Annotated in this window: 27 protein-coding genes, 1 pseudogene and 1 riboswitch; of the genes and pseudogenes, 14 read left to right on the forward strand and 14 right to left on the reverse strand. The window is 36.3% G+C overall.

Features of this window, described 5'->3' with window-relative positions:
• Positions 1-231: 231 nt before the first annotated feature.
• Positions 232-672: an NUDIX hydrolase gene (locus ACN6MX_RS20685; protein WP_419960604.1), complete on the reverse strand. Its 441-nt coding sequence runs from the start codon at positions 670-672 to the stop codon at positions 232-234.
• 137 nt (positions 673-809) lie between these two features.
• On the opposite strand from ACN6MX_RS20685, the gene ACN6MX_RS20690 reads away from it, so the two are divergent.
• The 4 genes from ACN6MX_RS20690 (at position 810) to ACN6MX_RS20705 (ending at position 3712) form a co-directional block, all read left to right on the forward strand.
• Complete coding sequence (locus ACN6MX_RS20690; protein ID WP_419960605.1) at positions 810-1889, forward strand: AI-2E family transporter; 1080 nt, start codon at positions 810-812, stop codon at positions 1887-1889.
• 12 nt (positions 1890-1901) lie between these two features.
• Positions 1902-2357 carry a PH domain-containing protein gene (locus ACN6MX_RS20695; protein ID WP_419960606.1) on the forward strand — a complete coding sequence of 152 codons (456 nt, stop codon included), beginning with the start codon at positions 1902-1904 and terminating at the stop codon, positions 2355-2357.
• A 263-nt stretch (positions 2358-2620) separates the two neighbouring features.
• Entirely contained in the window at positions 2621-3007 is a 387-nt protein-coding gene (locus tag ACN6MX_RS20700) for a DnaJ family domain-containing protein (protein WP_419960607.1), read from the forward strand.
• Positions 3008-3172: 165 nt separating this feature from the next.
• Positions 3173-3712, forward strand: a complete 540-nt coding sequence (locus tag ACN6MX_RS20705) for a biotin transporter BioY (RefSeq protein ID WP_419960608.1) — start codon at positions 3173-3175, stop codon at positions 3710-3712.
• A 78-nt stretch (positions 3713-3790) separates the two neighbouring features.
• Here ACN6MX_RS20705 and ACN6MX_RS20710 read toward each other — a convergent pair whose 3' ends face one another.
• The 3 genes from ACN6MX_RS20710 to ACN6MX_RS20720 form a co-directional block, all read right to left on the reverse strand.
• On the reverse strand, positions 3791-4003 hold the full coding sequence (locus tag ACN6MX_RS20710) for a hypothetical protein (protein WP_419960609.1): 213 nt from the start codon (positions 4001-4003) through the stop codon (positions 3791-3793).
• Positions 3996-4307 (reverse strand): DUF3243 domain-containing protein, encoded by a 312-nt coding sequence (locus tag ACN6MX_RS20715; RefSeq protein WP_340776352.1) that lies wholly within the window; start codon positions 4305-4307, stop codon positions 3996-3998. The genes ACN6MX_RS20710 and ACN6MX_RS20715 overlap by 8 nt, the downstream gene beginning before the upstream one ends.
• Before the next feature lie 84 nt (positions 4308-4391).
• Positions 4392-5105, reverse strand: coding sequence for a hypothetical protein (locus tag ACN6MX_RS20720; RefSeq protein ID WP_419960610.1), 714 nt, complete (start codon positions 5103-5105; stop codon positions 4392-4394).
• 406 nt (positions 5106-5511) lie between these two features.
• Here ACN6MX_RS20720 and ACN6MX_RS20725 point away from each other — a divergent pair, with 406 nt between their 5' ends.
• Positions 5512-6708 (forward strand): NAD(P)-dependent malic enzyme, encoded by a 1197-nt coding sequence (locus ACN6MX_RS20725; RefSeq protein WP_419962681.1) that lies wholly within the window; start codon positions 5512-5514, stop codon positions 6706-6708.
• Between the two features lie 80 nt (positions 6709-6788).
• Here the strand turns inward: ACN6MX_RS20725 and ACN6MX_RS20730 are convergent, their stop codons facing one another.
• From ACN6MX_RS20730 to ACN6MX_RS20745, 4 genes are all read right to left on the reverse strand, one after another.
• Positions 6789-7754, reverse strand: a complete 966-nt coding sequence (locus tag ACN6MX_RS20730) for a multidrug resistance efflux transporter family protein (protein ID WP_419960611.1) — start codon at positions 7752-7754, stop codon at positions 6789-6791.
• A gap of 12 nt (positions 7755-7766) precedes the next feature.
• Positions 7767-8993, reverse strand: coding sequence for a peptidase T (pepT, locus tag ACN6MX_RS20735; protein ID WP_419960612.1), 1227 nt, complete (start codon positions 8991-8993; stop codon positions 7767-7769).
• A gap of 36 nt (positions 8994-9029) precedes the next feature.
• On the reverse strand, positions 9030-9677 hold the full coding sequence (locus ACN6MX_RS20740; RefSeq protein WP_419960613.1) for a lysoplasmalogenase: 648 nt from the start codon (positions 9675-9677) through the stop codon (positions 9030-9032).
• Positions 9678-9873: 196 nt separating this feature from the next.
• Positions 9874-10632 carry an SDR family oxidoreductase gene (locus tag ACN6MX_RS20745; RefSeq protein WP_419960614.1) on the reverse strand — a complete coding sequence of 253 codons (759 nt, stop codon included), beginning with the start codon at positions 10630-10632 and terminating at the stop codon, positions 9874-9876.
• Between the two features lie 145 nt (positions 10633-10777).
• Between ACN6MX_RS20745 and ACN6MX_RS20750 the strand changes: the two genes are divergently transcribed.
• Together ACN6MX_RS20750 and ACN6MX_RS20755 are read left to right on the forward strand one after the other, a co-directional pair.
• Positions 10778-11350, forward strand: a complete 573-nt coding sequence (locus tag ACN6MX_RS20750) for a TetR/AcrR family transcriptional regulator (RefSeq protein ID WP_419960615.1) — start codon at positions 10778-10780, stop codon at positions 11348-11350.
• A 121-nt stretch (positions 11351-11471) separates the two neighbouring features.
• Positions 11472-11686, forward strand: a pseudogene (locus tag ACN6MX_RS20755) (hypothetical protein).
• Between the two features lie 446 nt (positions 11687-12132).
• Here the strand turns inward: ACN6MX_RS20755 and ACN6MX_RS20760 are convergent.
• The 4 genes from ACN6MX_RS20760 to ACN6MX_RS20775 form a co-directional block, all read right to left on the reverse strand.
• A complete protein-coding gene (locus tag ACN6MX_RS20760; RefSeq protein WP_419960616.1) occupies positions 12133-12735 on the reverse strand; it encodes an NADPH-dependent FMN reductase in 603 nt (200 codons plus the stop codon).
• A gap of 17 nt (positions 12736-12752) precedes the next feature.
• Positions 12753-13154, reverse strand: coding sequence for a DoxX family protein (locus ACN6MX_RS20765; RefSeq protein ID WP_419960617.1), 402 nt, complete (start codon positions 13152-13154; stop codon positions 12753-12755).
• 213 nt (positions 13155-13367) lie between these two features.
• A complete protein-coding gene (locus ACN6MX_RS20770) occupies positions 13368-13778 on the reverse strand; it encodes an RDD family protein (RefSeq protein WP_419962682.1) in 411 nt (136 codons plus the stop codon).
• A gap of 17 nt (positions 13779-13795) precedes the next feature.
• The gene (locus tag ACN6MX_RS20775) at positions 13796-15493 is read right to left on the reverse strand and encodes a M3 family oligoendopeptidase (protein ID WP_419960618.1); all 1698 of its coding nucleotides are present in this window, start codon (positions 15491-15493) and stop codon (positions 13796-13798) included.
• Positions 15494-15652: 159 nt separating this feature from the next.
• Here ACN6MX_RS20775 and ACN6MX_RS20780 point away from each other — a divergent pair, with 159 nt between their 5' ends.
• From ACN6MX_RS20780 to ACN6MX_RS20790, 3 genes are all read left to right on the forward strand, one after another.
• The gene (locus ACN6MX_RS20780) at positions 15653-16408 is read left to right on the forward strand and encodes a DUF2087 domain-containing protein (protein ID WP_419960619.1); all 756 of its coding nucleotides are present in this window, start codon (positions 15653-15655) and stop codon (positions 16406-16408) included.
• Positions 16409-16428: 20 nt separating this feature from the next.
• Positions 16429-16773, forward strand: coding sequence for a GIY-YIG nuclease family protein (locus tag ACN6MX_RS20785; protein ID WP_419960620.1), 345 nt, complete (start codon positions 16429-16431; stop codon positions 16771-16773).
• A 218-nt stretch (positions 16774-16991) separates the two neighbouring features.
• Positions 16992-17285 (forward strand): DUF6176 family protein, encoded by a 294-nt coding sequence (locus tag ACN6MX_RS20790; RefSeq protein WP_419960621.1) that lies wholly within the window; start codon positions 16992-16994, stop codon positions 17283-17285.
• Between the two features lie 57 nt (positions 17286-17342).
• Here the strand turns inward: ACN6MX_RS20790 and ACN6MX_RS20795 are convergent, their stop codons facing one another.
• Both ACN6MX_RS20795 and ACN6MX_RS20800 read right to left on the reverse strand, forming a co-directional pair.
• Positions 17343-17930 carry a YdcF family protein gene (locus ACN6MX_RS20795; RefSeq protein ID WP_419960622.1) on the reverse strand — a complete coding sequence of 196 codons (588 nt, stop codon included), beginning with the start codon at positions 17928-17930 and terminating at the stop codon, positions 17343-17345.
• Between the two features lie 14 nt (positions 17931-17944).
• The gene (locus ACN6MX_RS20800) at positions 17945-18586 is read right to left on the reverse strand and encodes a glycerol-3-phosphate acyltransferase (protein WP_419960623.1); all 642 of its coding nucleotides are present in this window, start codon (positions 18584-18586) and stop codon (positions 17945-17947) included.
• 215 nt (positions 18587-18801) lie between these two features.
• On the opposite strand from ACN6MX_RS20800, the gene ACN6MX_RS20805 reads away from it, so the two are divergent.
• The 4 genes from ACN6MX_RS20805 to ACN6MX_RS20820 all read left to right on the forward strand — a co-directional run bounded on the left by ACN6MX_RS20805 (position 18802) and on the right by ACN6MX_RS20820 (position 23317).
• Complete coding sequence (locus tag ACN6MX_RS20805) at positions 18802-19182, forward strand: MerR family transcriptional regulator (protein ID WP_419962683.1); 381 nt, start codon at positions 18802-18804, stop codon at positions 19180-19182.
• Between the two features lie 34 nt (positions 19183-19216).
• Positions 19217-20524, forward strand: a complete 1308-nt coding sequence (locus tag ACN6MX_RS20810; protein ID WP_419960624.1) for a hemolysin family protein — start codon at positions 19217-19219, stop codon at positions 20522-20524.
• A 154-nt stretch (positions 20525-20678) separates the two neighbouring features.
• A riboswitch (SAM riboswitch) is annotated at positions 20679-20793 on the forward strand.
• A 112-nt stretch (positions 20794-20905) separates the two neighbouring features.
• Positions 20906-22198 carry an O-acetylhomoserine aminocarboxypropyltransferase/cysteine synthase family protein gene (locus ACN6MX_RS20815; RefSeq protein WP_419960625.1) on the forward strand — a complete coding sequence of 431 codons (1293 nt, stop codon included), beginning with the start codon at positions 20906-20908 and terminating at the stop codon, positions 22196-22198.
• A gap of 132 nt (positions 22199-22330) precedes the next feature.
• Positions 22331-23317 (forward strand): homoserine dehydrogenase, encoded by a 987-nt coding sequence (locus tag ACN6MX_RS20820; RefSeq protein ID WP_419960626.1) that lies wholly within the window; start codon positions 22331-22333, stop codon positions 23315-23317.
• Positions 23318-23338: the final 21 nt, after the last annotated feature.

Here is a 23338-nt window from a genome sequence, read left to right on the forward strand (position 1 = left end):
GAAAGCCTTTTTCTGTTTCAAAAGACTATTAAGAATTAGATGTATTTCTGGAAATATTATCCGTTCCGCAAGTAAAAGGTACTTGACCGCAAGTAAATATCGACTTAGAGCAAGTAACTCCTTTAAGACCGCAAGAAAGACACCAACAGAAGCAAGTAAACGATGGGTAAGAGCAAGTAAAGACCAAATTATAGCTAAACGTCATAAGTCACCGAGAAAAGAAAGATCAGATTAAAGTAAAGCATCCTCAATAAACCTACGGTAACTCACCATAATTCCATCAGGCAGTTGAGTAGGTGAAAAAAACTGAAGGCTAATAGATTCAATTTCATCTGCTAAAATCTCTCCACTGTATTCAGACGTCTTGTACACTGAAGAAACTGAATAAAATGTATCGCCGTTTGGATTTTCGACATAATAATCTGGACCAGAATAGACTTGGCAAAGTTGGAGGGACTCTATATGTAACCCGGTTTCTTCAAGTACTTCACGTCTTGCTGTTTCCTCGAAGCTTTCACCAAGTTCCATTAAACCACCAGGTAGTCCATAAATACCTGGCTCACGTTCTTGTAGTAATATTTGCCCTTTATCATTCAATATAATTACATTCGAGCCTGGTAGTATAAGGGGCTGATGCCCTACGTATTTTCTTAGTTGTTTATAGTACTCCATGTTAACTCATCCTTCCAATAATAATTTATTTAACAGTGTATCTTAATAATGGTACGATATGTATTAATAATTGAAACTTTAAGTCAGTAAAACCGTAACATGTAGTAGTTATTAATAATAGAGGATGTGAGCATCATATGACAAAGAAACTTTGGTTTCAAACAGGAGTAGCCATACTACTGACGTTAGTTATTATACGAATGTTCATGGAAGTCAAAGGTATTTTTTCACCCCTTTTGATCATTGGACAAACAATATTTTTACCTTTACTTATAGGCGGTGTCCTATTCTACTTATCACGTCCACTTTTAAAATTGCTCGAATCCGTTAAGTTTCCAAGATGGGCAAGCATTTTATCGGTGTTTGTTGTTATCGGACTAATTGGATGGTTATTTTATGCGCTAGTAGGTCCTAAACTTACAACACAGGTGAATACACTAGTTAAAAACACACCGGGGATTGTAAAAGAAGTTGAGCAATTTATAAGATATATGCTTTCTCAAAAGGATCTTTTACCAGAGACGTTACAAGATACAGTAAATGACGCTACAGGAAAGATTAATGATATAGCCGTTTCAGCTGGATCTTTACTTTTTAAATTCATCCAAAATGTATTCCAAGGGGTTTTCTTGCTTGTACTTGTACCGTTTTTCCTTGTGTATATGTTAAAAGATCATGAAAAATTTGCACCCTTTGTTTCTAGTTTTTTTAAAGGTGAGAAAAAGACTTGGATACGCAAGACTTTAGCAGACATTGATGATACATTACGGTCATATATTCAAGGGCAATTATTCGTTAGTTTCTTAGTTGGATTAATGCTGTTGATAGGATATTTAACGATAAAATTAGAGTATGCACTATTACTCGCAATTTTTGGGATGATGATGAATGTTATACCGTTTTTAGGACCCTATATCGCAGTTGTTCCTGCGATAATAATTGCACTTATCCAAAAACCTAAGCTGGCAATTTATGTAGCATTTATAATGTTAGTAGCACAGCAAATTGAAAGTAATTTCATCACTCCAAACGTCATGGGGAAATCATTAGATATTCATCCATTAACGGTTATTACGGTTATTTTAGCAGCTGGGAATATTGCCGGATTATGGGGAATTATATTAGCTATTCCTACTTACGCTGTGATTAAAGTAATTTTAAAAAATATTTATGCGCACCGAGAGGGCATAAAGGATGCAGCAACAAAGTCGGTATAGGAGTGAAAAATTATGAAATTCCGTTCAAAAATAGATCGGACATTTATGGTTATTATGTCTATTGCACTAGTTATTGTTGCGTTAGCGACATTGTGGCCGGTAGCATATGAATTGTTTTATACAAATTCACCTGAATATACTGCTATATGGATTATGACTGTTTTGTTTTTTGTATGTGCTGGTTTCCTAATATGGACTTCCTTAGATATCCATTACATATTTTACGATGATTTTCTGTATGTCAAAGGTGGACCTTTTCGGAGTAAAATAAAGTATGAGGATATGACAAAGGTAAATAAATCGTCCAATATATTAGCTGGTTATCGTATTCTATCTTCCAAGGATGCACTACAAATTCATTACAGACATTCGTTAATGGGCAGTATAATAATTTCTCCCGACAATCAAGCACAGTTTGTTAAAGTATTATTAGAAAAAGCAAAACATATTGCTTACGTAAAAGTATGATCGCTCTCTCATGGATAGAATGTTCTCTCGTATAGAGTGTGATCTCTCTCGCATAAGCCGACATTGCTCTCGTACAGAGTGTGATCTCTCTCGTATAGGTCGACATTGCTCTCGTACAGCGCACAATTGCCCTTACAGGGTTAAAGTACTCTCGTATAGAGTGTGATCTTGATCTCTCTCGTATAGGCCGACATCTCTCTCGTACAGAATAGTTTTCCATCGCATTCCAAGATAAACCCAATCATTCATGAAGGAGGTACCTTATGGATAATGAAAACTTCAATAAGCCAAGTAATGATTTGATAGGTGATATTTTAAAGGAGTATGCTAAGACAGGTGGTATGGAGAATCTAAAGGGAACAGGTAAGCCGATTTCAGAGGAATATTTCTCCGGTGATATCTTTCAACACTTCCAAAAAATTGCGAAGGACGCGGGGTTTAAACCACACTGGTTAAAGCTTCAGCATGAAATAAGAGATGAATTACAGGATATAGCTAAGAAATATGCGGCTGAGGAAAAAGAAGGATTACATTTTAGAGTAACGAAAGTAAATGAGAAAATAATGCAGTATAACAAAGCTTGTCCACCACCTATGCAAAAAGGTACGGTGAGATTAGAAACAATAGATTCCGCTAGTAGTAGGTGGTAATAATGATTGCGTCACATTCCACAGGGATGTGATGCATTTTTATTTGCAAGTAATAACGTACCTCATAAATATTTGTATTGACGAGCGTTCCATTTCTTACTAAAATATAAATGAGTTAACTTAAAATTAAATTATGGTTAACTCATTTGATGAGGGGGAATACTTATGAGAAATGAACGTTTAAAAATGATGATTGTAGCTGCGTTGTTTGCAGCTATAATAGCGGTTGCTGCACAAATTATGATTAACATACCACCAGTACCATTTACATTAATGACGATTGCTGTAATGCTAACAGCAACTATATTAGGAGCGAAGTATGGCACACTTGCGGTAGCTGTTTATGTATTGATGGGGCTAATCGGAATTCCGGTATTCGCTGGTATGAAAAGTGGATTGGGGATTATACTTGGTCCAACAGGTGGATACCTATTGGCAATAATACCTGCAGCTTTATTTGTTGGGTGGTATTTAGAAACATTTCAATATTCAAAGGTACAAGCAATTATTGCTAATATAATAGCTGTATTTATCATATTAGTCCTTGGCTCAATTTGGCTAAAAATTGTAGCTGAACTACCTTGGGATGCAGCATTTAAAGGTGGAATGCTTCCATTTGTTCTTCCCGACCTAGCGAAAGCAGTTGTTGCTGCACTAATAGGTATTATCATTCGTACACGACTAGTAGCAGCAAAACTAATATAAAAAACCATGCTCCAGCGCAAAGCTCGTCGTTGCACAAAAAATACATGCTCCCGCGTGGGATAGGAGCATGTGTTTTTCTTATTTGGGGTATCGTTCCTCACTGAGTGAACGATTTTTAGTGTGGTGGTGGTCTTTTTCATCTAGAAATTCAATATTTATATCCTCGACAGGGAGGGCATCCACCGTTTGCATATCCTCATGCATATCGAACAAACTTTCCTTAGTGGTTCGAACTCCGTCGGGATTATCGAGAAATCTACCTGTTGCTTCCTTACTGATGTCATCAGCCATTTTTTACCATATTTAAAAGCATATGGCTGAGCGCTTGTTGCTGATCTTTGTCTCCGCTTTTCCACAATTGTTGAAGAACATGTTCTTCTCGGTTACGTGGTTCTTCATGGTTGGCTAAATAACCCGCCACTTTTTCAGTAGCTTTAGCTAAAACTTCATCACTAAGTCCCATTTTTTCACCAGCTGCTACTTTTCCAGATAAATACGATTTAAAGCTAGAAAAGTTTTTTAGAATTTCTTCTTTTTCTTCTTGACCAATACTATCAAGCTTAGCTTCGACACGTTCATCTATATTGTTTCCCAATCTTCCTCACTCCTTTTTATTGAACTCTTCTTAGGTATGTCCAAAGAGGAAGGAAACATGCAAAATTAATCTAAAATAATTATTTTACTTGGGGCAAAAACCACACTTTTGCAATCCAGGTATATCTTTTGAAAAGCAACAAGTGGTTCTGACTGTTGTATTTATGAGCTCTGCAGGATTTCGATCTTTCAAATAAAGTCGTAAATATTCTTTAGGAGCAATTGACTTCCAAATTGTTGGATCCTTTAACAGATTCCAATCATGCCTCGCTTTTTCTTCTAACGCTGGATTTTCAAAAAACGTATAGTAATGCCATAGTAGGTAACCAAAAACATTTTCCCAAAGCGTTAGCGGAGAAATACTGCATTGTGAGCGAAGCTGTTCAATAATAGGAAAACATAGTTGCTCCCAAATAAGCTGCACATCCACCTTGCGATCTTCTTGTACGTCTCGAAAATACTCTTGAGGGATAAACGTACTAATTGTTTTATTTCCATATTCGGTCGTGCCAAAAAACTGCAGCTGTTCTAGAGGACCATCCCAAATCTCATCATACATAGTCATCATGTAAAACTGCATGGAGATGAACATTCCGACTCTTCTCATAAAGAAAGACGCGGCAATAGGATCATTAGGTGCAGAAGAAATTAGCTTAATAATAGGCAATGCATTAGCTACATTATTTCCTTGGAATAACGTTGTTCCATTAGGCTGGGTAAAAACACTATAGTTATTTAATTGTTTGATTTGGTCATTCGATAAGATTGTCATACATGTAGTATACATTTTTTTATACAATTTGTTGACTTTTTAATTGAAAATGATTATCATTACCATATAGTAGATTTCTCTTAATGAGAGAAGTTCTAAACAGCGACTTTTCTCCAAATTGTAGCTGATGCTAGGCACACCTTAACCCCCTCAAAGTTGAGATAGTGCATTAATATGTCGGTAGCCAAAAAAATGGTTACCGATTTTTTTTATACCATTTTTAAGCTAAAATTAATTATAAACTAATAAATTTAACTTTATTTTCCAATAAAATATAAACATAGGAAGTTATTTGTGAACATCTTCACTAAGTATTAACCATTGACATCCACTTTAATACTATCTATAATTCTCAGAATATAAAGATTTTTGAGAGGAAGCTCTAATAATTCTTATCAAAAAAGAAAAAACAAAAAGGATGGTGTGTGTGAAGATGGATTTAAGATCAAGAGCATTAAGTTTGCATCGTGAAAGTAAGGGGAAGATGGAAGTTGTCTTTAAAGTTCCAATGGACAGCATGGAGGATTTAAGTTTGGCCTACTCACCAGGTGTTGCAGAACCGTGTATTGAAATCCATAACAATCCATCCACTATTTACGACTATACCGCTAAAGGGAACTTAGTTGCAGTAATCACAGATGGTACTGCCGTATTAGGCCTCGGTGATATTGGACCAGGAGCTGCTTTACCCGTCATGGAAGGAAAAGCAATCCTACTAAAAAGATTTGCTGGGGTTGATGCCTTTCCTATTTGTTTGGACACAAAAAATGTAGATGAAATAGTTCAGATTGTAAAAGCGTTGAGTCCAACTTTTGGTGCTATAAACCTGGAGGATATTTCCGCACCACGTTGTTTTGAAATTGAAGATAGACTTCGCGCTGAACTAGATATACCGGTATTTCACGATGACCAACATGGTACGGCAATTGTCGTAGGCGCAGGGCTTCAAAATGCGATGAAACTTGTAAATAAAACAAATAGTAATGTTAAAGTTGTGATCAATGGTGCTGGTGCTGCTGGAATGGCCATTTTAAAAGTGCTTCTTCAGTTAGGATATACTAATATTATTATGTGTGATTCAACAGGAATTATTTATGAAGGTCGGGAAAAAGGCATGAATCCTGTTAAACAATCGATTGCAAATTTAACAAATCCACTAGGTTTAACGGGTTCTTTAAAAGATGCGATGGAAGGGTCAGATATATTTATCGGTGTCTCCGTAGCTAATTTACTCACAAAAGAGTTAGTTCAATCAATGAATAAGGACTCCATTATTTTTGCTTTAGCTAATCCAACCCCTGAAATACCATATGAACTTGCAAGAGAGTGGGGAGTTAGAGTAGTGGCAACTGGACGCTCGGATTATCCAAACCAAGTAAATAATGTTTTGGCGTTTCCAGGGATTTTCAGAGGTGCCTTAGATGTAAGAGCAACAGATATTAATGAACAGATGAAGTTGGCTGCTGTCGAAGCAATTGCATCACTAGTGAATGAAAACGAACTTAGAGATGACTATATTATTCCAAGAGCTTTGGATGAGAGAGTCGTTCAAGTTGTGGCTGCAGCAGTAAGTGAAGCAGCAATTTCTTCGGGAGTGTCTCTACTTTATCAGCCGGTATTAGAGAGTTAATTAGATAAGTTGGAGTGTTCATACATCTCCCCAAAAATGGAGTGTCGCGAATGATTCACGACACTCCATTTTATCTTTTTCTAATGCTCTATTTTTGTTTGTATTTTTAAAGCTTTTGTATTTAATATTTTCGTATAATAACTATGTAAGAACATACCTAGAATAATAACTCCAAGTCCAATAAGTGCAATTGGTGCTGGAAGAGGAACATGCAGTAAAAACATTTCACCAATAATAACAAAAATGATTTCAGTTGACTGTGTTGCTTCCACAGCAGCAAGTTTACCTTGATGATTCCGAACTCGATCGGTTGCCATGAAGAATAATATAGTAGCAATTACTCCCGAACTGATAGCTACAATTAGGGATTGAAATACTTGCCCCGAGGATGGTAAACCTACCGTGAAAGTAGCGTAAAACACCAATAATATCCAAGCTGGCATGGACGCAACAGTCATACCTAAAACGCGCTGAAATGTATCCAAACGTCCATTTAAATGTCCCATCATTTTACGATTTCCTAAAGGATAGGCAAATGCTGCTATAAGTACAGGTAAAATCCCTAAAAAGATCATTCGCAAATTGACTGATTCGGTATTTGGAATTTGTATAAGAATGATTCCTATTAAAATGAGAAGCGAAATAAAGAGCGAGACAACCGGAATTTTTTGTTTAATGACTACATTTTCCACTTTCATCATAAATAACGGTGCGAGCAGTACCCCTGCAACAATCGTGAATTGCCACATTCCAGATATTAACCAACCGGGTCCATATGCTGCTGCAAAAGTAAGCGGTGCGTAAAATAATACAAAGCCTACAAAGCTCCATAGTAACCAAGCACCCGGAGCAGCTTTTATTTCTTTAAAAGTAGAAGATAAACCTTTGCGATAATAAACAATGATGAGTAAAAAAGGCAGCATGAAGAAATATCGAAGGGAGGAGCTCCAAATCCAACTTCCTCCCGATATTTCCATGGAACGATTAAGTATAAAGGTAACTGCAAAAAACAAAGAAGCTAAAACACCTAGTAATATTTCACGCATATCTCCACCTACTTAGGCTTGTTTTTCAAACGATCGAATAATCCCTTTTACTACTTCCGTTGATTTTTCCATAACATCTACAGAGATAAATTCATATTTCCCATGATAGTTTTCTCCACCAGTAAATACGTTAGGTGTAGGCATTCCCATATAAGAGAGCTGAGAGCCATCAGTTCCTCCACGTACTGGAATAATAAGTGGTTCAATGTCTAATGCAATCATGACATCTTTTGCCACATTTAAAATTTCAATAACAGGCGTGATTTTTTCACCCATATTGTAGTATTGATCATTTAACTCTACAGAAATAGCATTCTCACCGTATTCTGCTTTAATTTTTTCAGCTGTATCAAGGAATAATTGTTTTTTCGCTTCAAACTTCTCGCGGTCATGGTCACGAATTATATAGCTAAGCTCTGTTTTTTCTGTGTCTCCAGTAATATTCATCAGGTGAATAAAGCCTTCATATCCTTCCGCTTTTTCAGGAACAGCATCAGTTGGCATATGAGATTGGAATTTCATAGCCATCGTAATGGAATTCACCATTTTGTCTTTTGCAGAACCTGGGTGCACACTTTTACCGTTCGTTACGACCTTGGCACCTGCTGCGTTAAAGCTTTCGAATTGTAATTCTCCTAATGGACCACCATCCATTGTATAGGCAAATTTTGCTCCGAATTTTTCTACATCAAATTTATGTGGTCCACGTCCGATTTCTTCATCCGGAGTGAAAGCAACACGAATTTTACCATGTTTTACTTCTGGATGCTGGATAAAATATTCCATTGCGGTCATAATGATGGCAATTCCGGCTTTATCATCTGCGCCAAGAAGAGTAGTTCCATCTGTAGTTAAAAGTGTGTGGCCAACATAATTTTTTAATTCAGGGAAGTCTTGAACTGTCATGATTGTTTTTTCATTTAGAGCAATATCTAGTCCGTCATAGCTGTCGATTCGCTGTGGGTTAACATTTTTCCCCGTGTAATCTGTAGCTGTATCGACGTGAGCTAAGAAGCCGATTGTTGGTATATCTTTGTCTGTATTAGCAGGTAAGGTTGCGAAAAGGTACCCATTTTCATCTAATGTAATTTCCTCTAAACCAACTGTAGCTAATTCTTTTTGAAGTTCATGAAGTAAATCCCATTGGCCTTCAGTAGACGGGCAAGTGGTACTTGAAGCATCGGATTGTGTATCTATTTTTGCATAGCGTACTAAACGCTCGATTAAAGTTTCTTTCATGAGATTAAATCTCCTTTCGATTTGTAAAGCTACTTCTTATTTTAACAGATTCTTTCGAGTTGCGGAATAATGAATGCTAAGAGCAAACATAAATTGAGCACCGTAATAAGAAATCATAATAAGTGCGTCTGAGAAAGGGATATCTACTATGAATTTATTAATAGCGAGTGTGGAATCCGAGAAGATAAATAAAAGAGCACCGATAATGGCAAACTTATTGGCTGTTTGAAAAGCGTTCCACCCCATCATCAGAATCATTGCAATATAAATAATAACTGCAAAAGCTAATACTGTATCCCCTTGGGACCAAAGAGTTCCTGCTAGCCATATCACCATTGCTAACCCGTATGCCAGTAGCAATACAATAGCCCACTTTGGAAGGGACGTGCGTTGAATTTGCTTAAACGCAAAGATATACCAAATATGTCCGATTAAAAATGTGATAAGTCCGACTATAAACCAATAAATTAACCCGTCAGCAAGCATACATACCGTTAGACCGATTAAAATAAGGGGCTTGTACTTTCTGGATTCTCCGGCAGGCTTTAGAAACGCAAACAATATAATAAGTAGCATCGGAATAAGCTTAAATAAAATCTTTGTTGCAACTGGATCACTTGGTATGAAGAAAATATAAATAATGCCCATAACCCCTATTAAAATCCCAATAATTTTACTCCACATAAAAACAACACTTCCTTTTCCTTTAGATTCGTTACTGGTGGTGAAACTTCCTTCACATTGTATGCGAAAAGAACAGTCCAAAATTCAAATTCAAATAAAACGAAAAAACCAGTCACCGATTGAATATCAGTAACTGGTGTATTAAGTTCTTATTTTTATGGTTCAGTTTTGCTTTTTTATATTACATTTCGAAGTATTAGTAAGCAGTCCAACCGGCGTCAGCAGCAATGATTTGCCCATTGATGAAGCTAGACTCATCAGAACCTAAGAATACAGCAAGTTGTGCAATTTCTTCAGGTTGACCAACACGAGGCATAGTACCATTACCAGTTTGCTGACGACCCATACCAAACTCAGAAAGGCTAGTCATAGAAGTTTGAATGTTTGTCGCAACGCCACCAGGTGCGATACCGTTACAACGGATACCAGAGTTTGCGTACATATAAGCTGTATTTTTAGTTAACCCTGAAACAGCGTGTTTAGAAGCAGTATACGCTGCACCCGCACGGGCACCGCGCAATCCACCAGCGGAGATGTTGTTCACGAATACTCCGTGTCCTTGTTCTAAGAAGATGTTAGTTGCAATACGCATTGCACGCATAACACCAGTAGTGTTTACTGCGAATACGCGATCCCATTTTTCATCTGAAATTTCGCCAACAGGCTCCATTCCATCCATAATACCTGCATTATTAACTAAAATATCTAATTTACCAAACGTATTTCTTGTTTCAGCGAATAAGTTTTCTAAGTCAGCAAGCTCTGCCACGTTTGTACGGTTAGCGATTGCTTCACCACCAGCTTCTTTAATAGCTGCTGCTACTGTTTCTGCACCTTCTAAGTTGTAGTCGGAAACAACGACCTTTGCACCTTGTTTTGCATAAGCTTCAGCAATAGCTTTACCCATCCCAGAAGCTGCGCCTGTAACGATGGCTACTTTGTCTTGTAATCTCATAATCATTTCCTCCTTTAGTTTTATCCAACAGTTGTTCAATAACAGTATAATTTAAAGTGTAAATGCATTCAATCAACAGTTTTCGCAATTATTGTATAATATTGAACAGGTATCGATATAAGTGTTCGATAAAGGAGAGATATTTTTGAAAAAAAATGATTTACGAGTCATAAAGACAAAGAAAGCAATCTATCAAGCCTTAACTCATATATTGAAAGACAAGCCTCTAACAGATATAAAAGTATCCGAGCTTTGTCGGGAAGCAAGTATAAATAGAGGAACTTTTTACTTTCACTATGAGGAAGTTGACGATGTTTTTAAGGAATTTTTTAAAGAAGTAATTGTAGATTTAGAAGAATCCTATAAAGCACCTTATAAACATATTTCTGCACATCAATTAATAAATTCTGCTTATAAAAATCTAGATCCAAAAACAGTCCGTATTTTTCATCATGTCAAAAAGTATGAAGACTTTTATCGCATTATTTTATCAGAAAACGTCTCAACTACTTACTATTATATGTTTTTTGATGCAATTCGTTCTAATTTCATACAGGATAGTAAAATTGGAAAATATGATGAATCAAAAAAGTATGTATATTCCTATATGACCAATGCGATTATTGGATTAATCATTGAATGGCATCGAAATAATTTTGAAGAATCAGTTGATGATATGAATATTCATTTAGTAGAAACATTGAAAGTTTTAACGTGAAGTTAGAGAATAGGGTTATAGAAAATAACATAAATAAGCTAGTGGAGGTATTAAATTGTCATTAAAAGTAGGGGAGGTACAATAATGATATAGATTAAATTATTTAAGGAAGTGTTTTTAAATGTTTTATACAATTGCATTATTTCTATTTGCAGGACTTTCTGAAATTGGTGGAGGTTATCTCATTTGGTTATGGATAAGAGAAGGTAAACCTTATTATTGGGAAATATTAGGAGGTGTGGTATAGATAAAAAAACGCCTGATTTATACAATTGGATAGGTGCGGGTATTTGTTTAGTTGGTGTTTCGGTAATATTATTTGCACCTCGCTATTAAAGTAACATACGGCTTTAAATGCTATTATACATTGATATAGAAAGAAAGCAGATTTTCTTTTATACTAGTGAAAATAAAGAGAAATAGTAAGTGTTTGCACAATAATGAAGCGAAATAGCAAACGAAATTGCATCTTCGAGAGCTTACACTAGGAATAGTTAGTAGCTTTTCTCTAGTTATCCAAAAAAGCACTAACCTGTTTCTAAAAGTTGTAGAAGGGTGACGGCCGGACGAGCTCCATAAAAATACCGAAAAAAGAGATGCTGGTCGTGACGTTAGTCACGACCAGCATCTCAAAAAAAACAACTGTAATAATATAGCATCAAGACCGTCCAAAGCACTTCGAAAACGACAGAAACAGGTTTTGATCTTAAAGGACCGGGCGTTTTTTGTCCGGTTTTTTAGTCCTCAATGTGGGTCTAATATTATAATAATAACCAGTTTAATTACTTACGTATAGTATTTAAAGCCTTTGTCCAAGGGATAACTTGGTCTAGCATTTGGTTTACTGAATCTGCTTGAACGGCAGCTGGTTTGAAGTCTGTACCATTTTCAAAATCTGTAAATAATGATAATGCCGGATGTACACGTACATGTGCCACTAGTAATTCACTTAAAATACCACGTAAATGTTCTGTTGCACGAGCCCCACCTACAGAACCGTATGATACGATACCTGCAGCTTTGTTGTTCCACTCTTCACGTAAATAATCTAATGCATTTTTAAGTGCTCCAGTAATAGAGTGATTGTATTCTTGAACGACGAATACGAATCCATCTTGTTTTGCAATAATTTCAGACCATGCTGCTGCACCTGATGCGTCGCCGCCTGCTTCACCTAAAAGTGGTAATTTGAAATCTGCAATGTCGATAATTTCATATTCTGCATCTCCACGTTTGTCCGCTAGTTCTTTTACCCATGCTCCGACTTGTGGACTAACGCGTCCTTCACGTGTACTTCCTAAAACAATACCAATTTTCATCATGTCATTTCCTCCTGTTTGCTCTTCATTTGAATTTTGTCCGAATAACTTTTTCATAAAGCTCATGCTTTTACCTCAATTCATTATCTGTTTTTTTGTGACAGTTTTTCATCAAGTGATAAATTAATCGGATTAGCTAAGACAAAATAAACACCGATAGCTAAGAAGACTAATTCTAATTCGTATCCAGCTGATACACCATCGCCTAATAATCCTAATGATAATTTCGCTGAGAAAATTGCTCCTAGCATTATTACCGCAAATATACCACCAATTACACGTGTTCCAAGTCCAATTATTAATAATAAACCACCAACTAATTCAATAATTGCAATTGCGTATGCAAGAGACCCTGGTAAACCAAGCGAATCAAAATATCCAACTGTATTGGAAATACCTCCTTGGAATTTTGTTATGCCATGTATCAAGAATATAAGTCCAAACACGACACGTAAAATAAGTGTTGCAAGTTGTTGCTTCTTCATAAAAAAATCCTCCAAGTAAGTTACTTAACGTAACTTACTATAATATAGTTATCAGCTAAACGCAATACATTTGCTTACAAAAAGTAATTTAAGGTAATAAAAAATGATTTTCTGCTTATTTAACAGAAAATCATTGAGTAAAGAAAGTTATAGAATTGTAAGAAGCATCAAAGAAAAGAACAAGCATCCTGATGAATGCTTGTTCTTGCATAATTATTTTTGCAATGGTGGATTAAAGGATACATAAGTACCTGCGATAAAATCATGAAGAGCTCTTTTATCTTCTCTTATTCCAACCATACATGCACTGACGATAATAGCAATGCCTAAGGTTAATCCATAAACGAGGCCTGTTATTAAATCTCGTTTAATCATTGTCCAAAAATCTACATCCGTTTCATCTAATTTCACGATGCGTATGCCCAGAATTTTCTTGCCGACTGTATATCCGGTCCATATAACAGGGAGTAACAACGAATAAATCATTTGCGCCGAAGTGGTAAACCAAGTGTCTGCTTCTCCAAGTAGGATAAGGCTAATAATAGCAAGAGGTATTCCTATAATGATACCGTCTAAAAGGGAAGCCCCAAATCTAATCCAAAAACCAGCTGGATTCAATAAAATTAACTCCTTTCGATAGTCTATAGTACAGAATCATCCACACTATTTAAATATTCTTCAATAGAACTAATTACTGACTCCACGCAACCATCCTCAAATGGAGAGATCAAATTTGCTTCTGCTACTAATTTAGTGAAAGATTTCGATCCACCAAGCTTACAAAGATGTAAATAATCCTTCCAAGCGGATTCTTGATCTTCTCTTGAGCGTTTCCAAAATTGGAACGCACAAATTTGAGCAAGTGTGTAGTCGATATAATAGAATGGACTAGCATAAATATGTGCTTGGCGTTGCCAGAAACCACCAGTCTCGTAATAACTATTGCCATCATAATCTAGATGAGGTAAATAAATTTCCTCAATTTTCTTCCAAGCAGCTTTACGCTCAGCTGGAGTCATCTCCGGATTTTCGTATACAGCATGTTGGAATTCATCCACTGCAACCCCGTAAGGTAGGAAAAGAAGTCCGCTGCTTAAGTGAGTAAACTTATATTTGTCGGTTTGATCCTTAAAGAATAACTCCATCCAAGGCCATGTAAAGAATTCCATACTCATCGAATGAATCTCACAGGACTCAAATGTTGGCCATACATATTCTGGGATTCCTATGTTGCGACTTGTATACACTTGGAAAGCATGACCTGCTTCATGTGTTAGTACATCAATATCTCCGGAAGTTCCATTGAAATTAGAGAAAATATAAGGAGATTCGTAATTATCGATAAATGTACAATAACCACCAGCCTCTTTCCCTTTTTTCGCAACTAAATCCATAAGATCACGGTCAATCATAAATTGGAAGAATTCAGCGGTTTCAGGAGATAACTCCTCATACATTTTCTTTCCATTTTCCACAATCCATTCAGGAGAACCTTGTGGCGTAGCATTCCCACTGAGGAAGTTAAAAGGTTCATCATAATATTTCAGACTGTCTACCCCAATACGTTTTGCCTGACGTTCATATAGTTTAGTCGCAACAGGAACAATAAAATCACGCACCTGGTCACGAAACTTTTTAACCATTTCCGCATTGTAATCGATTCGGCTCATACGAATATAACCGAGTTCTACAAAGTTCTTGTATCCAAGCGTAGTAGCTATTTCATGTCGTACTTTTACCAGTTGATCATAAAGGTCATCAAATTTCGCTTCATTTTCATGGAAAAATCCACTACTAGTTTCCTTAGCCTTCTTACGAGTATCACGATCCGTTGATTCGGCATATGGTCCTAGCTGTGCAAGTGTTAATGTCTCACCATTAAATTCTACCTGTGCAGAAGCAACAAGCTTTGAGTAGTCGGAAGAAAGCTTATTTTCTTTTTGCATAAGAGAAATAATTTCCGGAGAAAAGGCCTTTATTTGGAAATCCGCCAAGTCAAAAAGCTGATTGCCCCATTTAGCTTCCAGTTCATTTCGGAATGGTGATGCAACTAACTCCTTGTAGTATTCCGTAACCATCTCTTCTATTTCAGGGTTGGTCTCATCAAAGTAATCACGCTCTTTTTGATAGAACTCATCATTAGTATCGATAGATGCACGTATATAAACTAAGTTTGCATGTGTAGAATAATCATTGCGAAATGCATTGATATTCTCAATTGCTTCATTTTGCTCTTCCACCGATGAAGCTTCCTTAAATTTTGTTAATAACACTTGAAATGTAGCTTTGTCTTGTTCTAAATTTGGACGTTTATACTCATAGTCCTTAAATGTAACCATTGGTATTCCCCTCTCTGTCGTTTCGATTTCCGAAACGTCTTATTTATATTGTTTATTATTTTCAGATAAATTGCAACCGCATTTTTACATATTGTAATTTAACAAACGTTATTATATAATGTTTATAAATTAATAAACAAGGAAAGGTTTTGTTTGTGTATGGAAATATCAGAATTACTATGGAACGCATCTTCAGAACAGTTGAAGAACGGCTATATAGAAGAGGAAGAAATGTATGTATGTCTTATGTGTGGAAGTAAAGTAGAAAAAGGGTTCATTTACCCAAAGAATAATATGTTATATGAAGCAGAAAAATTCATGAAGTACCATATTGAAGCGGAGCATGAATCTGTTTTTCATTATCTAATAGGGTTAAACAAAAAACTAACTGGTTTAACTGATCATCAAAATAGTTTATTGCGTCTATTTTATGAGGGTAGAAGTGATGCAGAAATTCAGAAAGAACTAGGAATTGGAAGCTCTTCAACGATTCGTAATCATCGATTCGTTTTAAAAGAGAAGGAGAGACAAGCAAAAGTATTTTTAACGATGATGGAATTGTTAAAGGAAAAGGATGATCATGCGCCAACATTTCTTCCATTGCATAAAACAGCAACGATGGTGGACGATCGTTATAACATTACTCAAGAAGAACAAGCAGATGTTGAAAAGAAGTTTTTCCCTGATGGAATAGATGGGCCTCTTATGAAATTTCCAAGGAAAGAAAAGCAAAAGCTAGCAACCTTGCGGGTTCTTATCCAAAGATTTGAAAAAGGAAAAACCTACACGGAAAAAGAAATAAATCTTGTCTTAAAGAATGCTTATGAAGATTTCGTAACGTTGAGACGCTATTTAATACAATATGGGTTTTTAGACAGAAAAGACGACGGCAGTGAATATTGGATGAAAAACTAAATGAGAAGGATGGAATATAAATGGATCGCAAGAAAGAGCTAAAACAACAATATAAAGAAATAAAAATAGAGGGTGGAATTTACGTCATCACAAACAAACAAAATGGTAAAAAGTTTGTGGCATCTACACCTAACTTTAAAACATTGAACGGAACCAAATTCACGCTAGAAAGCGGGCTACACACAAATAAAGAGCTACAAAAAGAATGGTCCGAATATGGCAAAGACAATTTTGACATAGAGCATGTCGAGGTTTTAAAAAAAGAAGCAAATGAAAACCGAGTAGATAAGAAAAAACTAGAAAAGCTACTAGAGAAATGGCTAGACAAGCTACAGCCCTATGGTGAAAAAGGATATCATTCCTAAGACTAACGAACTAACAAAGGATGATTAATAATGAATATTGAATGCACAAGATTTCGAGTGAAAGAAGGCAAAACAGATAAAGTGAAACTTCAATCAGTGGGGTTTTCTTCATCCCCCACTGATTGTTAGTTGAACCATTCGGGCTTTTACGGGCAGTTGTTTCCACTTTTGACCAAGCCTTGAAGTTGGAGTATTACTGCCCGTTAGTGCGGGAAAAAGTGAATGAATGGTTAGCTTTTTTGAATGAACATATGGAAGAAGTACTAGTTACTCTTGAAGGTGAAAAGATGTATATAGAAACAATTTTTAGAGAATTTATAAACGAACATGAATATCTTTATTGGTATTCTGTGCAGGGAAAAGGTGGACAAGATGTGGAAGAATCTAAGCATTGGATCGATATAAAACACCTTGCTTATTGGGAAGAATGCATAGATACATCATATCGAGCGGTAGATTTACAAACAGAGGTAGTAATGATTCCTAATCAAGTACGAGATTCTATGAAATAGCTATAAGATGGGTGTAAAGAGGCGCGATACTTTCTTACACCCATCTATTTAATAAAATCATTTTCCTAAAATATATGCTTTTAACAGGGCCAGACGTTCTCTCATACGAACCTTTAGTTCCACAACTTTTGGTGTTTTAGCAGCGACAACATCCGACTCCCACCCGAGCTTGCTTGCTAGTACTTTGGCTCGTTGCAAATGGTAGTCGCTTGTAATAAGTGTGACAGAGTTAATATAACTAGGTAATATTGCTTGTGAAAACAAAAGGTTTTCATACGTAGAAGTCGCTTTATCTTCTATGAGGAGCCGGTTTTCATCTATTCCGTTCTCCAATAGAAAATCTCTCATCACAATAGCCTCTTCGATATCTTCATCGGGACCTTGCCCCCCTGAAAGCACCAATTTTACATGGGCATATTTTTGGGCATAGGCAAGAGCAGCATCCAATCTATACTGCAAAGCGAAGGAAGGGATATTACCTTTTTTCACTTTGGCACCAAGTACAATGGCATATTCATTAGTGCCATCTGCTTTTGGTTCTAGACCATCCTCTAGCCACTTACTTGTTAGTAACCAAATCCCAATTCCACTAGAAACAACAACTATTAACGGGATAAGCACTATCCACCTCATTTTTTTCTTCATGATTTACACTCATTTCATAATGATGGCTTCTTCTTACTTAAAAAAGTGGAGATTTTCATCTCTTCCCTTCGTATTAAACGACGGAAATTTTCGATATGTAAAATAACTGCCATCAAAAATAGAAATCCAGCAATAGCCATTGGTCCAATTCCTTCCGCAAACCAAATAGAGGCACCGATAAAGACAAAATAAAAAACAAACACACCAATTAATAAATAGTCCGTTATTAATGTAGTTCCTATTAATAATATAAGACCTAATAAGCCGAGCGGCCAGCTAAGAGCAAGCAACACTCCGATAAGGGTTGCGGTCCCTTTTCCACCTTTAAACTTAGTATAAAGAGGGAAATTATGTCCGAGTATTACAGCAGCACCTGCACTATATACCAGTACATCCTGTTCAACCAATGAATAGTCTGCGTACCCGAATATCCAGAAACGAACCGCAATTACTACGATTACTCCTTTTAAAATATCAATAATTGCAACTAAAATACCATATTTTGCGCCTAAAACGATAGCGGCGTTTGAAGCACCAGAGTTCTTTAAACCTTCTTTTTTAATATTTACGCCACTAAGATATTGCGCTATTTTAGAACCATGAATGGATCCAATTAGATAACTAATAACAAGGATACAAATCACTGAAACGACCATTTTCTCACCTCCCACTAACTTCAATATATTAAACGAACGAAAGGATAAGAAGTTTCAGATTCTTAAAATATGGGTAGCTCTATCAGGAATAGCGACTCATTTAAGTATAGTAGAAAAGAACATCATCAAATTTTTGCAAAAACACTATGAATAATTTAAAATAAAACTATAACGTTACGGTTTGGAGTGATTTAATTGGGAAAGAGAAATTTAAAATTGGTGAATTAGCTGACACAACAGGTATAACAAAACGTACAATTGATTACTATACAACTCTTGGATTGTTAAAAGCTGAACGTTCTACTTCGAATTATCGATATTATTCTTTTGAAGCCATTGATAGATTAAGAATTATTGAAGACAAGAAGTCAGCTGGTATGTCCTTAGAAGACATTAAACAGGAGTTAGAAAAAGATTCGGTAGAAGAAATAGATATACATGAAATTCGATTACACATGAAATATTTAGAGAAAGAAGTTTCACACTTGCTAGAGCAAATCAATAACAAAGAAGAAAACACACAACACACGATTAAACAAAAGATATCTTCAGAAAGCGTTGCTTTAATGCAATCATTACTATTACTTATCACTTAGGAGGTGAAGTCTTACTTTTATAGTAAGACACTTATTGACCATATTAAATTTAACCATTTTTGTAATATTACTAGCATTAACCGGATTCTTTGTAGCAACAGAATTTGCGATTGTAAAAGTACGACAATCAAGAATTGACCAAATTGTTGCGGAAGGCCGTAAAGGATCACTTGCTGCAAAACATGTAACCACACATTTAGATGAATATTTATCAGCCTGTCAGTTAGGAATTACGGTTACGGCTCTGGGTATTGGTATGGTAGGTGAATCGACATTCGAATTCATTTTACATCCTTTATTTGCAAGCATTGGTATTGGCACAGATTATATTCACTACTTCACTATTGGTGGCGCATTTGCAATTGCAACTTTTTTACACGTAGTTGTCGGCGAATTGGCACCTAAAACGGTGGCAATTCAAAAGGCGGAAGCAGTGACACTAGTTTTTGCTAAGCCAATTATGATTTTCTACAAAATTTTGTATCCATTTATTTGGTTCCTAAATGGATCTGCACGGGTATTAGTTGGTCTGTTCGGTATGAAACCAGCTTCTGAACATGAGTTGTCACATACGGAGGAAGAACTTCGTCTCTTGCTCGCTGATAGCTACAAAAGCGGCGAGATTAACAAAAACGAATTAAAATATGTTAATAATGTCTTTGAATTTGATGATCGGATTGCTCGTGAAATTATGGTGCCGCGTACTAAAATTATTGGATTTGAAAAAAAAGCTACTTTCCATGATGTATTAACAATTATTTCAGAGGAACGTTATACACGATATCCTGTCTATGAAGAAGATCGGGACAATATAATCGGTTTTATTAATATTAAAGACTTTTTAACACAAGGTATTAACAATCGAATTACATCAGAGTCTTTCGACATAGAAAAATTTATGAATCCTGTAATAAATACAATTGAGTCTACACCAATAAATGATCTGTTATTGAAGATGCAAAAAGAACGTACACATATAGCTATTCTTCTGGATGAGTACGGTGGTACATCAGGACTTGTCACAGTAGAAGATATTTTAGAAGAAATTGTTGGAGAAATTCGCGATGAATACGATGGTGATGAAATTGCAGATATTCGCAAGTTAGCAGATGACCATTATATTATTCATACAAATGTTTTACTTGACGATGTAGCAAAATTGTTAAGGATAGATTTAGAGAATCCGGATGTAGATACAATTGGTGGCTGGTATTACACGCAAGATATTGAACTAGCTGAAGATAATCATATTGAACAAGATAGCTATATATTTTCAATTTATGAAAAAGAAGATAATCAATTAAGTTTTATAGAAGTAAAAAAAACTACTAATTTTGCATAGCAGAAAGAAAATTTTCTAGTGCCGGGTTCTAAGGAAATTCTGAGCTATTTCAGAATCCAATACCGTGATTATTTTCTAATTTTTCAAAAAAGTGTTGACAAATAGTTTGATAGAAATTTATACTGTGTAACAAGATGGAAAACTAAATCTAATACTCTTATCAAGAGTGGCGGAGGGAATAGGCCCTGCGATGCCCAGCAACCAACAAGTTCTCAACTTGGAAAGGTGCTAAATCCTACAAATTCTAATACGAATTTGGAAGATAAGAGGAGGAACATGCAAATTGCACCCTCTTCTTAAATGAAGGGGGTTTTTGTAAGTTCTTAACCCTCCCTCGCCTCCATAAGCATCCATCTAAACTACATTTTAGGAGGAATTCAAATGACAAATCTTCAAAAAGAAACACTACTTTTACATGGTGGCCAACAACCAGATCCAGTAACGGGATCACGTGCAGTACCTATTCACAAGACAACATCCTTTGTATTCAAAAATACAGAACATGCGCAAAACCTATTTGCTCTTGCAGAATCAGGGAATATCTATTCTCGTATTACGAATCCAACTGTGGATGTTTTTGAACAGCGAATTGCATTATTAGAAGGAGGGACAGCAGCAGTTGCACTTTCTTCCGGAATGGCAGCTATCGCGTTTTCTATTTTAAATATTGCAGGAGCAGGGGACGAAATTATAGCTGCGGAAAATTTGTATGGTGGTACATTTAATTTATTTGCCCATACATTGCCGAGATATGGTATTACAGTGAAGTTTGTAGATTCTACGGATCCAGAAAACTTCCGAGCAGCAGTTACGGATAAAACAAAAGCATTTTTTGCTGAAATCATCGGAAACCCAAGCTTAAATGTATTAGATGTGGAAAACGTGGCGGCCATTGCTAACGAAGTAGGAGTTCCACTATTGGTAGATAGCACATTTGCTACTCCATATGGATCGAATCCAATTAAACACGGTGCTCATGTTGTTATTCACTCGGCAACAAAGTGGATTGGTGGTCATGGTACAACTATCGGTGGAGTTGTCATAGATGGAGGGAACTTCAATTGGGATTCAGAGAAATTCCCTGGATTCACCCAACCAGATGTAACCTATCATGGCCTTAGATACGGAATAGATGTTCCAAGCGTAGCGTTCGCAGTGAAATTGCGTGTTCAATTGCTTCGCGATTTTGGCCCAACTCTAAGTCCAGAAGCAGCTTTCTCCTTTCTACAAGGATTAGAAACACTTCATTTACGTGTACCAAAGCACAATGAAAATGCACAAAAAATTGCTGAGTACTTAGAAAATAACGAAGAAGTGACTTGGGTTAACTATTTAGGTTTAGAAAGTCATCCATCACATGAGCTTGCAAAAAAATACTTACAGAACGGTTTTGGCTCGATCCTAACTTTCGGAGTTAAAGGAGGTAAAGAAGCAGGACGAAATATTATTGATAATATTGAAATTTGGTCGCATGTAGCTAATGTCGGAGATGCCAAATCACTAATAATCCATCCTGCATCTACAACACATCAGCAGTTAACTCCAGAGGACTTGGTGAAATCAGGAGTTACAGAAGACCTAATCCGTTTGTCTGTTGGGCTAGAAGCAGTCGAAGATTTACAGGCTGCACTTGATAAAGTACTCGTAGGAAAAACAAATGTCCTCTCTAGATAGAATTTTGTTGATAGTTGAGTGAAAATGGGCTACAATATGTAAAATAGTTCTTCGTATAAAATTGCGATTATGAATTTTACTAATAGAAGCAAATTGGAACTCAATTGTGCGGATTCATTTGGAGGAGATAGCATGGCGACTATAAAAGCAGCAATCCTAGGTTTCGGAACAGTCGGGCAAGGGATTTACCACATTGTAAATGAAAAAAGAGAAGATCTTAAAAAATCTTTAGGATTAGACATAGAAATTAGTGCTATTCTCGTAAACAACGTTGGGAAAGAAAGAATAGCTACACCCGGTGTCTTAGTGACTGATGACTTTGAGGATATTATCAATATTCCTGGGCTACAAGTTGTATTCGAGGCAATTGTAAATGAGGAACCAGCATATAACTACCTATGTAGAGCAATTGATAAAGGATGTCACGTAATCACAGCAAATAAAGTGATGTTCTCCAAATATAGTATTCCATTGCATGAGCGTGCAAAATCTCGTGGAGTATTTATCGGATACGAAGCAACAACAGCAGGCGGAGTTCCAGTTATTAAAACATTGAAAAACTTACTACAAGTAAACTCAGTAAAAAGAATTCAAGGAATCTTAAATGGTACGTCGAATTACATTTTGACACAAATGCGTCAGGATGAATGTCAATTTGATGATGCATTAAAAGAGGCGCAGGACCTTGGCTATGCAGAAGCCGATCCATATAACGACGTTTCCGGGCAAGACGCATTCCGTAAACTGATGATTTTAAGTGCCCTAGCATTTAAAAAACAGCCTAATTGGAACGACGTTCGTGTAATAGGTATTGATGAAATCTCATTGGAGGATGTCCGAAAAGCGAAGGAACAAGGACTGCGTTACCGTCATGTGGCAGAAATAGAGCAAGATGAAAACGGAGAACTATACGCTTCCGTTGGACCACAACTAGTAGGACCAGACCATCCTTTATATTCAATCGAAGGAGTAAACAACGCAGTTGCTCTCGATACTAACTACATTGGAACACTAACATTAGTCGGTCCAGGAGCAGGAATGTATCCAACAGCTAGTGTGATGGTAGAGGACTACGCAGAAATTATCGGAAAACGAGCGGGGTTCTTCATAACGATATAGAAATGCGTAAGGACCTACTAA

The organism is Psychrobacillus sp. BM2, assembly GCF_048572895.1.
In the GTDB taxonomy this organism is placed as follows: Bacteria; Bacillota; Bacilli; order Bacillales_A; family Planococcaceae; genus Psychrobacillus.